The organism is Pseudomonas sp. GW822-FHT01E03, from assembly GCF_058802985.1.
The window spans coordinates 1-14,713 of sequence record NZ_JBXAOQ010000011.1 but is presented as its reverse complement, the minus strand read 5'-3'; the positions used below and the strand labels follow the sequence as shown (position 1 = coordinate 14,713).

At 59.2% G+C, this 14,713-nt stretch carries 16 protein-coding genes, 3 tRNA genes and 1 pseudogene; 15 read left to right on the top strand and 5 right to left on the bottom strand.

Annotation, left to right across the window (positions count from 1 at the left end):
- Positions 1-7: 7 nt before the first annotated feature.
- Together fkpB and ispH are read left to right on the top strand one after the other, a co-directional pair.
- Positions 8-445: an FKBP-type peptidyl-prolyl cis-trans isomerase gene (fkpB, locus tag AC1RP7_RS21340; protein WP_172435403.1), complete on the top strand. Its 438-nt coding sequence runs from the start codon at positions 8-10 to the stop codon at positions 443-445.
- A gap of 168 nt (positions 446-613) precedes the next feature.
- On the top strand, positions 614-1,561 hold the full coding sequence (gene ispH, locus AC1RP7_RS21335) for a 4-hydroxy-3-methylbut-2-enyl diphosphate reductase (RefSeq protein WP_090451485.1): 948 nt from the start codon (positions 614-616) through the stop codon (positions 1,559-1,561).
- Here the strand turns inward: ispH and AC1RP7_RS21330 are convergent.
- Positions 1,530-2,069 carry a GspH/FimT family pseudopilin gene (locus tag AC1RP7_RS21330; protein ID WP_493183180.1) on the bottom strand — a complete coding sequence of 180 codons (540 nt, stop codon included), beginning with the start codon at positions 2,067-2,069 and terminating at the stop codon, positions 1,530-1,532. The two genes, ispH and AC1RP7_RS21330, sit on opposite strands and share 32 nt — an antisense overlap.
- A gap of 130 nt (positions 2,070-2,199) precedes the next feature.
- On the opposite strand from AC1RP7_RS21330, the gene AC1RP7_RS21325 reads away from it, so the two are divergent.
- From AC1RP7_RS21325 to thiO, 7 genes are read left to right on the top strand one after another with little or no spacing between them, the layout of a single operon-like run.
- Complete coding sequence (locus AC1RP7_RS21325) at positions 2,200-2,673, top strand: GspH/FimT family pseudopilin (protein WP_493183182.1); 474 nt, start codon at positions 2,200-2,202, stop codon at positions 2,671-2,673.
- On the top strand, positions 2,670-3,119 hold the full coding sequence (gene pilV / locus AC1RP7_RS21320) for a type IV pilus modification protein PilV (RefSeq protein WP_489339251.1): 450 nt from the start codon (positions 2,670-2,672) through the stop codon (positions 3,117-3,119). The genes AC1RP7_RS21325 and pilV overlap by 4 nt, the downstream gene beginning before the upstream one ends.
- Complete coding sequence (locus tag AC1RP7_RS21315; protein ID WP_489339250.1) at positions 3,116-3,823, top strand: PilW family protein; 708 nt, start codon at positions 3,116-3,118, stop codon at positions 3,821-3,823. Before pilV ends, AC1RP7_RS21315 begins: the two co-directional genes overlap by 4 nt.
- A 10-nt stretch (positions 3,824-3,833) precedes the next feature.
- Complete coding sequence (locus tag AC1RP7_RS21310) at positions 3,834-4,313, top strand: pilus assembly PilX family protein (RefSeq protein WP_493183184.1); 480 nt, start codon at positions 3,834-3,836, stop codon at positions 4,311-4,313.
- On the top strand, positions 4,300-4,713 hold the full coding sequence (locus AC1RP7_RS21305) for a hypothetical protein (RefSeq protein WP_489846013.1): 414 nt from the start codon (positions 4,300-4,302) through the stop codon (positions 4,711-4,713). The genes AC1RP7_RS21310 and AC1RP7_RS21305 overlap by 14 nt, the downstream gene beginning before the upstream one ends.
- Positions 4,714-4,727: 14 nt before the next feature.
- Complete coding sequence (locus tag AC1RP7_RS21300) at positions 4,728-5,129, top strand: type IV pilin protein (RefSeq protein ID WP_150813481.1); 402 nt, start codon at positions 4,728-4,730, stop codon at positions 5,127-5,129.
- Between the two features lie 56 nt (positions 5,130-5,185).
- Positions 5,186-6,286: a glycine oxidase ThiO gene (gene thiO, locus AC1RP7_RS21295; protein WP_090451471.1), complete on the top strand. Its 1,101-nt coding sequence runs from the start codon at positions 5,186-5,188 to the stop codon at positions 6,284-6,286.
- 128 nt (positions 6,287-6,414) lie between these two features.
- Here the strand turns inward: thiO and AC1RP7_RS21290 are convergent, their stop codons facing one another.
- From AC1RP7_RS21290 to AC1RP7_RS21275, 4 genes and pseudogenes are all read right to left on the bottom strand, one after another.
- Positions 6,415-7,752: a sigma-54-dependent transcriptional regulator gene (locus AC1RP7_RS21290; protein ID WP_057713248.1), complete on the bottom strand. Its 1,338-nt coding sequence runs from the start codon at positions 7,750-7,752 to the stop codon at positions 6,415-6,417.
- A pseudogene (locus tag AC1RP7_RS21285) lies at positions 7,749-8,066 on the bottom strand (hypothetical protein); the annotation flags it as partial. The pseudogene AC1RP7_RS21285 and the gene AC1RP7_RS21290, both read right to left, overlap by 4 nt.
- Positions 8,067-8,097: 31 nt before the next feature.
- Positions 8,098-8,331 carry a PP0621 family protein gene (locus AC1RP7_RS21280; protein ID WP_057713250.1) on the bottom strand — a complete coding sequence of 78 codons (234 nt, stop codon included), beginning with the start codon at positions 8,329-8,331 and terminating at the stop codon, positions 8,098-8,100.
- 125 nt (positions 8,332-8,456) lie between these two features.
- Positions 8,457-9,479: an outer membrane protein assembly factor BamD gene (locus tag AC1RP7_RS21275; RefSeq protein ID WP_057713251.1), complete on the bottom strand. Its 1,023-nt coding sequence runs from the start codon at positions 9,477-9,479 to the stop codon at positions 8,457-8,459.
- Positions 9,480-9,630: 151 nt separating this feature from the next.
- Between AC1RP7_RS21275 and rluD the strand changes: the two genes are divergently transcribed.
- The 6 genes from rluD (at position 9,631) to AC1RP7_RS21245 (ending at position 14,712) form a co-directional block, all read left to right on the top strand.
- Positions 9,631-10,593 carry a 23S rRNA pseudouridine(1911/1915/1917) synthase RluD gene (gene rluD, locus AC1RP7_RS21270; RefSeq protein ID WP_008052092.1) on the top strand — a complete coding sequence of 321 codons (963 nt, stop codon included), beginning with the start codon at positions 9,631-9,633 and terminating at the stop codon, positions 10,591-10,593.
- Positions 10,590-11,309 carry a peptidoglycan editing factor PgeF gene (gene pgeF / locus AC1RP7_RS21265; protein WP_057713252.1) on the top strand — a complete coding sequence of 240 codons (720 nt, stop codon included), beginning with the start codon at positions 10,590-10,592 and terminating at the stop codon, positions 11,307-11,309. The genes rluD and pgeF overlap by 4 nt, the downstream gene beginning before the upstream one ends.
- 295 nt (positions 11,310-11,604) lie before the next feature.
- Complete coding sequence (clpB, locus tag AC1RP7_RS21260) at positions 11,605-14,169, top strand: ATP-dependent chaperone ClpB (protein WP_493183187.1); 2,565 nt, start codon at positions 11,605-11,607, stop codon at positions 14,167-14,169.
- A 300-nt stretch (positions 14,170-14,469) separates the two neighbouring features.
- Positions 14,470-14,545 (top strand) — tRNA-Asn (locus AC1RP7_RS21255).
- A 9-nt stretch (positions 14,546-14,554) separates the two neighbouring features.
- Positions 14,555-14,631, top strand: a tRNA-Pro gene (locus tag AC1RP7_RS21250).
- A gap of 5 nt (positions 14,632-14,636) precedes the next feature.
- Positions 14,637-14,712: transfer RNA gene (locus tag AC1RP7_RS21245), tRNA-Lys, on the top strand.
- Position 14,713: the final 1 nt, after the last annotated feature.

Below are 14,713 nucleotides of genomic sequence, written 5' to 3'. Positions count from 1 at the left end.
ACAGGTATTGGCTGAGCAACGCATCGGCCAGAACACGGAAGTCACCTTGCATTTCGCATTGCGCCTGGAGAACGGCGACACGGTGGACAGCACCTTCGATAAAGCCCCGGCGACCTTCAAGGTCGGTGACGGCAACCTGTTGCCAGGTTTCGAAGCGGCGCTGTTCGGTTTCAAGGCCGGTGACAAGCGCACGCTGAGCATCGAGCCGGAAAACGCTTTCGGCCAGCCCAACCCGCAAAACGTGCAGATCATCCCGCGTTCACAGTTCCAGGACATGGAGCTGTCGCCAGGTTTGCTGGTGATCTTCAACGATGCGGCCAATACTGAACTGCCGGGCGTGGTCAAAGAGTTCGATGACGCGCAAGTGACCATCGACTTCAACCACCCGCTGGCGGGCAAGACGTTGACCTTTGACGTAGAGATCATCTCCGTCAAAGCGCTGTAAGGCATTACGGGGCAGCTTCTGTTGCCACCGGACCCTGTGGGAGCGAGCTTGCTCGCGATGAGTGCCTGACATTCAATATTGATATTGACTGACACTCCGCCATCGCGAGCAAGCTCGCTCCCACAGTTTGTTTTTCATTGTTTTCGCGCGCAAGACACGAGGCACAGCATGCAAATCAAACTCGCCAACCCCCGTGGCTTCTGCGCCGGTGTGGACCGGGCGATCGAAATCGTCAACCGCGCCCTGGAAGTCTTCGGGCCGCCGATCTATGTACGCCACGAAGTGGTCCACAACAAATTTGTCGTCGAAGACCTGCGCTCCCGTGGTGCGATCTTCGTCGAAGAGCTGGATCAGGTGCCGGACGACGTCATCGTGATTTTCAGTGCCCACGGCGTTTCCCAGGCCGTGCGCAGCGAAGCGGCTGGCCGTGGGTTGAAAGTGTTCGACGCCACGTGCCCGCTGGTGACCAAAGTCCACATCGAAGTGGCGCGCTACAGCCGTGACGGCCGAGAGTGCATTCTCATCGGCCACGCCGGTCACCCGGAAGTCGAAGGCACCATGGGCCAGTACGATGCTGGCAATGGCGGCGCGATCTACCTGGTCGAAGACGAGAAGGATGTCGCGGCTTTGCAGGTGAAAAATCCTGAAGCGCTCGCCTTCGTGACCCAGACCACATTGTCGATGGACGATACCAGTCGCGTTATCGACGCTCTGCGTGCGCGCTTCCCGGCCATCGGTGGACCGCGCAAGGACGACATTTGCTACGCCACGCAAAACCGTCAGGACGCGGTCAAGCAACTGGCCGACGAGTGTGATGTGGTGCTGGTGGTCGGCAGTCCGAACAGCTCGAACTCCAATCGCTTGCGCGAATTGGCAGAGCGCATGTCCACTCCGGCCTACCTGATCGACGGTGCCGAAGACCTGCAAAAGAGCTGGTTCGACGGCGTCGAGCGTATCGGTATCACCGCTGGCGCATCCGCCCCGGAAGTCCTGGTGCGCGGCGTGATCCAGCAGTTGCAGGCCTGGGGTGCCACCGGTGCCGATGAATTGGCAGGTCGCGAGGAGAACATCACGTTCTCGATGCCTAAAGAACTGCGCGTTCGTTCGTTGCTCTGAATTGATTCCTTTTTTCGCATAACGGCTGCCCAACCTTGTCGTTGCGCAGGCTGACGCGACCGGTCCGTGCCAACACCACTTGATGTTGGCTTACCGGTTCGCGAACGGCGCAAATGTATAACGTCCCTCCAAACAGTGACTCGCCCTGACCTCTGAATCGTATGGAGCTTTCGACCCGATCGTTCCCCACAATCGACACGCGTGCGCCGCTCTGGCGTTCGGCCAGCAGTGGATTGTCGCTGTCCATCTCCCCCTTGCCGCTGATATCCAGAATCATCCGCCAGCCTTGGCTCCAGTCGCCATTGATGCCGTGAATCACCACGGCCTGGTTGCGGACGATGGCTTCGCTCCGGGCGGTGCGAATACTGCTGAAAAGGGCCTGCGCCGCTTGCTGTCTTTGGTTCGACTCGATCAGCGTTGCGAACGCCGGGCTGACCAACTGCAGAACAATTCCTGTAATTGCCAGTCCCATGAGCAGTTCGATCAGGCTGAAGCCTTGTTGCCGCATGACATATCCCTCCGTGGCGTGCTGTGGCCCGCGCAATCCCTGCACGAGAAATGGCAACGCAAACGCACCGCATCGCTCGAATGTTGTGCTGCGCAAGAGCAGGTATAGCCGAAGGAAGCAGAAGGCCCCGATGGATCATCCTACAAAAGGTTTCACGCTGATCGAGTTGCTGGTCGCGATCGCGATCCTTCTGATTTTGCTGACTCTGGCTGTCCCGGCGTTTACCCGCTCGATGCAAACAACGAGGGCGGATACTGAAATCGCTGACCTGCGACGAGCCCTGAATTTTGCCCGGCTCGAAGCCATCGAGCGGGGCAATGCCACACGGGTGCGACCGACGGCCGGTGGGGTTGCCTGGAGTGGGGAACTGACGGTTTACGACGGTACTGGCGCTTTGGCCAATGTATTGCGGGTTGTTCCGGCGATGAGCGGCGGTGCAACACTGGCGCTAACCTCTGACGTCACTGCCATCGATTTCAACAGTATGGGCGGATTGTCATCACCGTCCTCAGAGGTGGTGATCAGCTATGGGCGGGGCGCACAAAGCAGGACGCTGACGGTGTGTTTGAACGGACGAATTCTATTGGGTGGAAATTGCGGATGAGGGCAGGGAGGCAAGGCGCGCAGGAGGGCATGACGCTGGTCGAAGTCCTGGTGGCGTTAGTCATTCTGGGAGTGGGCCTGCTGGGGGCGGCGGCGGTTCAGCTCAATGCGCTGAAGTACACGGACAGTGCGCGCATGACCAGTCAGGCCAGTTTTATCGCCTACGACCTGATGGACCGCATTCGCGCCAACGCCGCAGCGGATTACACCATTGCGCCGCCGGCCTCGGGCAATCCGGATGTTACCCGGGATCAGGATCTGTTTGATTTCAACGCCAACATCGTCAGTTCACTCGGAGCCTCCGCGACGGGCAGTGTTACCGTTAACCAGCAGGTGTACACCATCACTATTACCTGGGACGACTCACGGGCCGCGAATACTGCCGATTCGCGACGCAGCTTCATCCTGAGCAGCCGCGCGGCCATTGATCCGATGGTGATTCCGTGAGGCGCCGCAGCAGGGGTTTTAGCCTGGTCGAGTTGCTGATCGCCATGGCGTTGAGCCTGATCGTGGTGCTGGGCGTGGTGCAGGTTTTCATCGCGGCCAAGAACACCTATCTCAGCCAGAATGCGGCCGCGAACATGCAGGAGGACGCACGTTTCGTGTTGAGCAAAATGATTCAGGAGATTCGCATGGTCGGGATGTTCGGTTGCCTGGAAAGGATCACTGATTCCAGCAAGAACGGTGATTTCCATGCCAATCGTGTAACGCCGATCCGTTGGGACAATGGCAGTCGCAGTTTGACGCTGGTTACGGCGGATGTCGGCAGCAATGGCGACAAGCCGGACTGGACCGTGCTTTCCGATTGTAGAACCAATTCGACGGCCTACAGTGAAGGTCGGACACCAGTGGCAGGGCAACTGGCATTTCCGATCCGGCGGCTGATTTACAGCTTCAACAACAACCAACTGCTCATGAAGGGCGGGGCCGCAGCAGGCCAGGTATTGGTGGATAACGTCGGCGCTTTCGACGTGAGCTTCGGCCTGGCCAGCACGGCCACTGATCTGGCTGCTTCGCGCTACAGCAGCAACCCGCCGAACCCCGCGCTGATTCGTAGCGTTCGCCTGAGCCTGACCCTCACCGATCCGAATCACCGCGTGAGCGATCAAACCTTCAACGTGGTTGCCGCTCTGCGCAACCGCTTGCCATGAGAGGGTGCCAATGAATCGGTCTCCCATGACGTGTTACACCCAGCGCGGCATGGCCCTATTGGTCAGCCTGGTGTTCTTGCTCTTGCTGACGTTGATTGGCCTTTCATCGATGCAAAGCGCCACCCTGCAGGAAAAAATGGCCGGTAGTGTCGCCTTGCGCAACCAGTCGTTTCAGCATGCCGAAGCCGCATTGCGGGTGGGCGAGAGTACAGTGCAACGGGACAGTTATGCGCTACCTGTTTGTAGCGGCACCGTTCAATGTGCGCCACCGTCCGAGTCTTCGACTATTACCGCTGCCGGTTTCAACGCTTCTTCCGGAGTGACCTGGATTGCATCGGGCAACGGCTTTTATGGTGTGCAAAATATTGGTGACAGCCAAGATGCGGTGAATGTGCCAATCAATACCCGGGCGATGTTGTATCGGGTAACGGCGGTCGGCATCGCGGGGCATTCGCGCAGTGTGGTGGAGAGCATCTATGCGAAGTACTGAGCGACCTGTCAGGTTATGGCCACAACTGTTTGGTGCCGTCGTCGCGCTTAACCTGTCGGTGTCGGCGCACGCTGCCATATCAGCGGATTCGCCAGCGCTGAACCGGCCCACCTGTCTGGCCAATGGCAACTGGTACGGTTTTTACCATGGCAATCAGGGGTTGAAGGCCGTCTGCCTGAAGCTGCCCGAAGCGATCAGCGTTAAGATGCTCGACAGCAACGCCGATGGAGTGGTCGACAACAGCGACACGCTATCCGATGGCGTGATCTTTATCGGGGAACATTCGACCCAGGACGCCAGCGACAATGGCGGGGCCGTGAACGATTCCACTGGCGACGGTACTGCGGGGATGGAAAAATCCGGCGGCAGCCGTCGCATCATGTGGCGACAAATACAGTGAGTGAGAATTGAGGCATGCGTAGTTCCAACCGCGGTTTTACCCTGATCGAAATCATGATCGTGATTGCGATCATCGGTATTGTCATGACCATTGCTGCCCCGAGTTTCACCGAATACCTGAACAAGGGCCGTCGCGCAGAAGTAGCCGGTCTGCTCTCGGAGCAGGCGCAGCTCCTGGAGCGCTTCTACTCGCAGAAAAATGCCTACACCGATGCGACGGGCCTCAGTGCCGGCAATGATTACTACAGCATCACACCGACCCTGACCGACCAGACTTTTCTGCTGACGGCGGTGCGCAAGGCTGACTCGAGCATGGCCACTGACAAGTGCGGTGATCTGACCATCACCAACACCGGTGTGCTCGGTATGGTCAACGCGAAATCCGGCCTGACCAGCAAAGACTGCTGGGGGCGCTGAGTTTCTATTTCGGGTGCCTTTTGTACCCTCTGTCTATTTAACGATTGGATCAGAACATGACCAGGCAACAGCAAGTGGTGATTGTCGGCGGTGGGGTGATTGGTTTGCTTACGGCCTTCAATCTCGCCTCCGAAGTGCAAAGCGTTGTGCTGCTGGATCGCTCGAGCGTCGGCCAGGAATCATCCTGGGCCGGCGGCGGCATCGTTTCGCCGCTTTACCCGTGGCGATACAGCCCGGCGGTCACCGCGTTGGCTCACTGGTCCCAGGACTTTTATCCACAGCTGGGCGAGCGCTTGTTTGCCGCCACTGGCGTTGATCCTGAAGTGCACACCACCGGTCTGTACTGGCTGGATCTGGATGACGAGGCTGAAGCGCTGGCTTGGGCTGTCCGGGAAAATCGCCCGCTTAGCGCGGTGGATATTTCGGCAGCACACGACGCCGTGCCGGTGCTGGGCAGCGGTTTTTCCCGGGCGATCTACATGGCCGACGTCGCCAACGTGCGTAATCCGCGTCTGGTGAAGTCACTCAAGGCTGCGTTGCTGGCGCTGCCGAACGTGACGATCCATGAGCAGTGCGAAGTCAGCGGGTTTGTTCGCGAGGGCAATAAAGTGGTCGGCGTGCAGACCTCCACAGGTACTGTTCCGGGCGATCAAGTCGTCCTGACGGCGGGGGCCTGGAGCGGTGATTTGCTTAAGCTTCTTGATCTGACGCTGCCGGTCGAACCGGTGAAAGGGCAGATGATTCTCTACAAGTGTGCGGCGGATTTCCTGCCGAGCATGGTCCTGGCCAAGGGCCGTTATGCGATTCCCCGGCGCGACGGACACATACTGATCGGCAGTACGCTGGAGCATGAAGGCTTTGACAAGACGCCGACCGGGTCGGCACTGGAAAGCCTGAAAGCGTCCGCGGTGGAATTGATCCCGGCGCTGGCCGATGCCGAAGTGGTGGGGCATTGGGCCGGATTGCGCCCGGGATCACCCGAGGGCATTCCCTACATCGGTCCGGTGCCGGGTTTTGATGGGCTCTGGCTCAACTGCGGACATTACCGAAACGGGCTGGTGCTGGCGCCAGCGTCATGCCAGCTGTTTGCCGATGTAATGCTGGGCCGTGCGCCGATTATCGATCCGGCGCCTTATGCGCCTGCCGGGCGGCTCTGACTGCTGGATCGCAGTCGTTTATACGGTCGCTATCGCGAGCAAGCTCGCTCCTGCAATGGTTCTGAGGTGTTCGCAGTTGTTGTGTTCACCAATGACCCTGTGGGAGCGGCTTGCTCGCGATAAGGGCCTCAATCCAATCCAAACTTCTTGAGCCTATAGCGCATCGACCTGAATGACAGGTTCAACCGCTGAGCCGCCGCCGTGCGGTTCCAGCGGGTTTCCTCCAGGGCCTGGAGCAGTAGTTGGCGTTCGATGTTTTCCAGGTAGGCTTCCAGATTGTCGATCCGGGTCAGGTCCGGCACGCCACCCTCAGCCCCATAGTTGCCTTCAGCCAGGCGCAGGTCGCCGGCTTCGATCTGTTTGTTCTCACATAAGGTGTGCGCCCGTTCGAGCATGTTTTCCAGTTCCCGCACATTGCCCGGGAAGCGATAGCTCTTCAGCGCATCGAGGGCTAGGGGGTGGAGTCTCGCCGCAGGTTGACCGGTATCGGCGGCCAGACGCTTGAGAATGTGGCTGGCTAGCATTTCGATGTCATCACGGCGCTCGCGCAAGGGCGGCACCCGGAGTTCGATCACGTTCAAACGGTAGTAAAGATCATGACGAAATCGTCCGGCGGCGACTTCGGTACCAAGGTCCTTGTGCGTGGCGCAGAGAATGCGCACATCCACCGCCACTTCCTGCTGCCCGCCAACGCAGCGTACGGATTTCTCCTGAATCGCGCGCAGCAATTTGACTTGCATGGACAGCGGCAGGTCGGCGACTTCGTCGAGCAGCAGGGTGCCGCCGTGAGCTGTCTGGAACAGGCCGGGCTTGTCTTCGATGGCGCCGCTGAAACTGCCTTTGCGATGGCCGAAAAACTCGCTCTCCAACAGTTCCGAGGGAATCGCCGCGCAGTTGATCGCAATGAACGGCTGATTGGCGCGAGGGCTTTGATCGTGGATCAGGCGCGCGACCAACTCCTTGCCGCTGCCGGACTCGCCGCTGATGTATACCGTCGCATGGCTGCCGGCCAGTTTGGTGATGTGTTTGCGCAGGTTGCGCATGGGCAATGAGTCGCCCAGCAAGCGACGATCGATGCCGACCCCGCGGGCAGGAACCAGCAGGGCGTTGGTGACCAGCTCACGCAGACGCGTAAGGTCCACCGGTTTGGTCAGGAAGTCGAATGCCCCGGCCTTGAGCGCATTGATCGCGTTTTCGAGACTGTCATAGGCGGTGATCATCGCCACCTGGACCCGGGGGTGGCGTTGCTGGATGTGCTGCACCAGCTCCAGGCCAGTACCGTCCGGCAACTGCATGTCGGTCAGGCATAGATCGAAGGTTTCGCGTTTGAGCAGGGATTGCGCTTCGCCGACGTTGCGGGCGTTGAACGTCTCCAGCTTCATCCTTCCCAGGGTGATTTCCAGGAGTTCGCGAATGTCCGGTTCGTCATCGACAATCAAGACTTTTTGTCGTGGTCTGGTGTTCAACGTGGGTTCCGTCCGAGAGCAAAGGTCATGCAAAAGCAGCCGCGTTCCTGGCGTGCCTTGAAGTCTAGGCGGGACAGAATGCTTTCGCCCGGCTGGCCGGACAGATAAAGCCCCAGGCCCTTGATATGGCGGGCTGGGGCTTCATTTTCGAGTATTTCCAGTGATTTCAGCTCGAGCCGTAGCGGCGACATTTGCTCGCGGCGCTGCAGGTGCAGGACGTTTTCGATTACCCGGTTCATTCGCAGAGAGAGGTCTTGAATAATCTGTGTCAGACGTCGATCTGCACCTTTCAGTTCCTTGGGTGCGCGCGATAGTCCTTAATCGGCCGCTATTTCGGGTGACGTGTCAGCGGCCGCTGGAATCCTTGTCTTGCTCGAGGTGAGCCTGGCTGCAATACCAACGTTGGTCGAGGCTCAGCGCGCGGTCGCGGGGCAGGTGGACGCCACAATGGGCGCAACGGACCATGGGCGCCGCGTCCCGCTCGGCAGGGGGCCTAGGGGTGGAAGCCTGACCCTTGAACTTGCGCCAGAACCACACTGCAGCGGCAATCAGGGCAATCCAGAACAATAAACGAAGCATGGTGAGCTGCTTTTTGATTGATGAAGCGGCAGTTTAGCCAAGGACCTGACAGGCGCACAGTGTAATAAAGCGCTGAAATAAAAAAGGGAGACTCGAAAGTCTCCCTTTTTGCACAACCCGGGGTGTCAGTCGAACACGCCGAAGGTCATGTAGCTGAACCACGAGCGGTCACTGTTGTTGCCTTCCGCTTCGTGATTTTCTTCTTCGATCGCGTCGCCATTGTCGTCTTTAGGCTTGAGCTCGCTCGGGATGGCGTCCTTGGCGTCCTGGAACTGCCTCTGTACGTCCTGGTTGGCGCGGGTTTCGCCTGGTGGCAGCGGCGGACGGGACTCGATCAGGCCCAGGGTCGCCTTGCTCAGCCACGAACGGTTGTCCGCTTCGGCGACGGTCGGTACGAACTGGCCGTCCACCAGCGTCGGGTGGTTCGGGTAGTTGAGCTTCAGGGTTTCCAGGCTGGTGGCAGCCAGTTCGTCCAGGTGCAGGCGCTGGTAGGCCTCGGTCATCACCGCCAGGCCGTCGCCGACCGAAGGGGTTTCCTGGAAGTTTTCCACCACGTAACGACCGCGGTTCGCGGCGGCGACATAGGCCTGACGGGTCAGGTAGTAGTCGGCCACGTGAATTTCGTAGGCCGCCAGCAGGTTGCGCAGATAGATCATGCGCTGCTTGGCATCCGGTGCGTAACGGCTGTTCGGGAAGCGGCTGGTCAGCTGGGCGAACTCGTTATAGGAGTCGCGGGCGGCGCCCGGGTCACGCTTGGTCATGTCCAGCGGCAGGAAACGCGCCAGCAGGCCGACGTCCTGGTCGAAAGAAGTCAGGCCTTTGAGGTAGTAGGCATAATCGACGTTCGGATGCTGTGGGTGCAGACGAATGAAGCGTTCCGCAGCGGACTTGGCCGCTTCTGGCTCGGTGTTCTTGTAGTTGGCGTAGATGAGTTCGAGTTGCGCCTGATCGGCATAGCGACCGAACGGATAACGCGATTCCAGAGCCTTCAGCTTGGCGATGGCACTGGTGTAGCTACTGTTGTCCAGGTCATTTTGAGCCTGTTGGTACAGCTCGACTTCACTGAGGTTTTCGTCTACGACTTCCTTCGATGAGCAAGCAGCGGTCAATGCGAGGATGGCGATCAGCAGCAGGTGTTTCACTTGCATGGCGGCTTGCGTCCCTATGACGGCCGCTGTCTTGGGCGTGGCCGTCCTGTTATGATGAGCGCCCCGTTGAATAGCCTCGGGGCAAAAGACGCCGTATTTAACCACAAGCGCGCAGCCGAAACCAAAGGCTGTGCCGACGCCTAGTCTGAGCATGTCCGATAAAATTGAACTTCGCGCAGAGGTGCCGTCCGAATTGGGCGGCCAACGCCTCGATCAAGTCGCCGCACAATTATTCGCTGAGCACTCGCGCTCGCGCCTTTCCGCCTGGATCAAAGACGGCCGCCTGACTGTGGATGGGGCGGTTATCCGCCCGCGAGACATCGTCCACGGCGGCGCCATCCTTGAGCTGACTGCCGAGCAGGAAGCTCAGGGCGAATGGGTCGCTCAAGACATAGCCCTGGATATCGTCTATGAAGACGACGACATCCTGGTGATCAACAAGCCTGCGGGTCTGGTGGTGCACCCGGCTGCCGGTCATGCCGACGGCACCTTGCTCAATGCCTTGCTGCACCATGTGCCGGACATCATCAATGTGCCCCGCGCCGGTATCGTGCATCGCCTGGACAAGGACACCACCGGTCTGATGGTGGTGGCCAAGACCATTCAAGCGCAGACGCAGCTGGTTACACAGTTGCAGAGCCGCAGCGTCAGCCGGATCTACGAGTGCATCGTGATCGGTGTGGTGACAGCCGGTGGCAAGATCAACGCGCCGATCGGTCGTCACGGCCAGCAACGCCAGCGCATGGCCGTGATGGAGGGTGGCAAGCAAGCCGTCAGCCATTACCGCGTGCTCGAACGCTTCCGCTCCCACACCCATGTGCGGGTGAAGCTGGAAACCGGTCGTACGCACCAGATTCGCGTGCACATGGCGCACATCAACTATCCGTTGGTCGGAGATCCTGCCTATGGCGGTCGTTTCCGTATTCCGCCGGCCGCCAACCCAACCATGGTCGAGTCGCTGAAAAACTTCCCGCGTCAGGCGCTGCATGCGCGTTTCCTGGAACTGGATCATCCGACCACCGGTCAGCGCATGAGCTGGGAATCGCCATTGCCGGAAGATTTTGTCTGGTTGCTGACCCTGCTCAAGCAAGACCGTGAGGCGTTCATCGGATGAGTGACTGGCTGATTCCTGACTGGCCCGCGCCGGCCGGGGTCAAAGCCTGTGTGACCACCCGTGCGGGCGGCGTCAGTGTGGCGCCGTTCGACAGCCTCAATCTCGGCGATCACGTCGACGACAGCCCTGAAGCTGTTGCCGAGAATCGCCGTCGTCTGACCGATCATTTCTCCATTCAACCGGCCTGGCTGCAGCAGGTCCACGGGATTGTCGTAGCCCATGCCAATCCAGGCCGGGTGGACACTGCCGATGCCAGTTGGACATCAACGCCGGGCGTCGCCTGCGCGGCGATGACCGCCGATTGCCTGCCTGCGCTGTTTTGCGACCGTGCCGGTACTCGCGTCGCGGCAGCTCATGCCGGTTGGCGCGGGTTGGCGGCGGGTGTGCTGGAAGCTACGCTCGACAGTCTGGCGGTACCGCCTGCCGAGGTATTGGTGTGGCTCGGTCCGGCCATTGGTCCACAAGCGTTTGAAGTTGGCTCCGAAGTGCGCGAAACCTTCGTGCAGCAACTGCCTCAAGCCGCAGAAGCCTTCGTGCCAAGTCAAAACCCCGGCAAGTTCATGGCTGACATCTATATGCTGGCGCGTTTGCGTCTGGCGGCTCGCGGTGTAACGGCTGTCTATGGTGGCGGTTTCTGCACCGTGACCGATCCTCGCTTCTTTTCTTACCGCCGTGCGCCCCGCACTGGCCGATTCGCCTCCCTGATCTGGCTGTAGCGCCCTGTCTCACGAATACTGTTCCTCTTTGACGGCGTCTGTTGCCGTCATGCTGCGTTGCCGCTCTTCGCCATAGCGGGCTATGACTCGTCGCGGCGCCTTGCCTGACGACAACAGCCACTCGCCAAAGAGGAACGTATTCGTAAGGCAGGGCGCGACCGCTAGACTTGCCTGACCTGCATCAACGTCCCGACGCTTGAAACTCCCAGAATCGACCACATCTATTGTGGTATCTGGCAGGTTTCTTCATTCAGGATGTTTTATAGGTCCGGCCTGCTCAAAAGGAAGGTGACCCATGCGTATAGACCGTTTAACCAGCAAATTGCAGTTAGCGTTGTCCGATGCCCAATCCCTGGCAGTCGGCCTCGATCATCCGGCCATCGAGCCAGCGCACTTGATGCAAGCCTTGCTCGAACAGCAGGGCGGTTCGATCAAGCCCCTGTTGATGCAGGTGGGCTTCGACGTCAACAGCCTGCGTAAAGAGCTGACCAAAGAGCTCGACCAGCTACCGAAAATCCAGAACCCGACCGGCGACGTGAACATGTCGCAGGATCTGGCGCGCCTGCTCAACCAGGCCGACCGTCTGGCCCAGCAGAAGGGCGACCAGTTCATCTCCAGCGAGCTGGTGCTGCTCGCCGCCATGGACGAGAACAGCAAGCTCGGCAAGCTGTTGCTCGGCCAGGGCGTGAGCAAGAAAGCCCTGGAAAATGCGATCAACAACCTGCGTGGCGGCGAAGCGGTAAACGACGCCAACCACGAAGAATCGCGTCAGGCGCTGGATAAATACACCGTCGACCTGACCAAGCGCGCCGAAGACGGCAAGCTCGACCCGGTGATCGGCCGTGACGATGAAATTCGCCGGACCATCCAGGTGCTGCAACGTCGTACCAAGAACAACCCGGTGCTGATCGGTGAGCCTGGCGTGGGTAAAACCGCCATCGCCGAAGGCCTGGCCCAGCGCATCATCAATGGCGAAGTGCCGGATGGCCTCAAGGGCAAGCGCCTGTTGTCCCTGGACATGGGGGCGCTGATCGCCGGTGCCAAGTATCGCGGTGAGTTCGAAGAACGCCTGAAATCCCTGCTCAATGAGCTGTCGAAGCAGGAAGGGCAGATCATTCTGTTCATCGACGAGCTGCACACCATGGTCGGCGCCGGCAAGGGCGAAGGCTCGATGGATGCGGGCAACATGCTCAAGCCGGCCCTGGCCCGCGGTGAGCTGCACTGTGTGGGCGCCACCACGCTCAACGAGTACCGCCAATACATTGAGAAGGACGCCGCTCTCGAGCGACGTTTCCAGAAAGTGCTGGTGGACGAGCCGAGCGAAGAAGACACCATCGCCATCCTGCGTGGCCTCAAGGAGCGTTATGAGGTTCACCACAAGGTGGCGATTACCGACGGCGCGATCATTGCCGCGGCCAAGCTCAGCCATCGCTACATCACTGACCGGCAGTTGCCGGACAAGGCCATCGACCTGATCGATGAAGCCGCCAGCCGCATCCGCATGGAGATCGACTCCAAGCCGGAAGTGCTGGACCGTCTGGAGCGTCGCCTGATTCAGTTGAAGGTGGAATCCCAGGCGCTGAAGAAAGAAAGCGACGACGCGGCGAAGAAGCGTCTGGAAAAATTGCAGGAAGAAATCGCTAGGCATGAGCGTGAGTACTCGGATCTCGAAGAAATCTGGAACTCGGAAAAAGCCGAAGTGCAGGGTTCTGCGCAGATCCAGCAGAAAATCGAGCAGTCCCGTCAGGAGCTGGAAACGGCCCGCCGCAAAGGCGACCTGAACCGCATGGCGGAGTTGCAGTACGGGGTGATCCCGGACCTGGAACGCAGCCTGCAAATGGTCGACCAGCATGGCAAACCCGAAAACCAGCTGCTGCGCAGCAAGGTGACTGAGGAAGAGATCGCCGAAGTCGTTTCGAAGTGGACCGGTATTCCAGTGTCGAAAATGCTCGAAGGCGAGCGCGAAAAACTGATGAAGATGGAAAGCCTGTTGCACCAGCGTGTGATCGGCCAGGAAGAAGCGGTCGTTGCGGTTTCCAATGCGGTGCGGCGTTCCCGCGCCGGGTTGTCCGACCCGAACCGGCCAAGCGGCTCGTTCATGTTCCTCGGCCCGACCGGTGTCGGTAAAACCGAGCTGTGCAAGGCCCTGGCCGAATTCCTCTTTGATACTGAAGAGGCGATGGTGCGGATCGACATGTCCGAGTTCATGGAGAAACATTCCGTGGCTCGCTTGATCGGTGCGCCACCAGGCTATGTGGGGTATGAAGAGGGCGGTTACCTGACCGAGGCCGTTCGTCGCAAGCCGTATTCGGTGATCCTCATGGACGAAGTCGAGAAGGCGCACCCGGATGTGTTCAACATCTTGCTGCAAGTGCTCGAGGATGGTCGTCTGACCGACAGCCATGGCCGCACGGTGGACTTCAAGAATACCGTGATTGTCATGACCTCCAACCTGGGGTCGGTACAGATTCAGGAACTGGTCGGTGACCGTGAGGCGCAGCGCGCGGCGGTGATGGATGCGATTTCCAGCCACTTCCGGCCGGAGTTCATCAACCGGGTCGACGAAGTGGTGATCTTCGAGCCGTTGGCGCGGGATCAGATCGCCGGCATTACCGAGATCCAGCTGGGCCGTCTGCGCAGCCGCCTGACCGAGCGTGAGCTGAAGCTTGAACTCAGCCCTGAAGCCATGGATAAGCTGATCGCGGTTGGTTACGACCCGGTATATGGCGCACGGCCGCTCAAGCGCGCTATCCAGCGCTGGATCGAGAACCCGCTGGCGCAGTTGATACTGTCCGGTCGATTCATGCCGGGCGACACGGCTCATGGTGTGGTGGAAAACGACGAAATCGTCTTCGTCTGATCCAGATCGGCAACAAAATTGAAAAGGCCTCGCATTGTGAGGCCTTTTTTTCGTTAGGCTGTTGAACTCAAAGGAAAAGGCTTGTAAAGTGCGCCCCGCAGTAAGTCACCCGCCAGGGTTTCCGCTCCCCAAGCAGGAATCCAAAATAAGTTGCAAATCATTAACTTGAAAGCAATTTAGGGGGTTGACAGAGGTGCTGAAGATTGTAGAATAGCGCGCCTCAGACACACGAACGCAGCGATGCGAACGGGTTGAAGAGAACGCAGTAAAGCTTCAAAGTTGTAAATTGAAATGTGTAGTTCCGTGATAGCTCAGTCGGTAGAGCAAATGACTGTTAATCATTGGGTCCCAGGTTCGAGTCCTGGTCACGGAGCCAATTTCAAACCGGGGTATAGCGCAGTCCGGTAGCGCGCCTGCTTTGGGAGCAGGATGTCAGGAGTTCGAATCCCCTTACCCCGACCATTTTTGGGTCGTTAGCTCAGTTGGTAGAGCAGTTGGCTTTTAACCAATTGGTCGTAGGTTCGAATCCCACACGACCCACCAT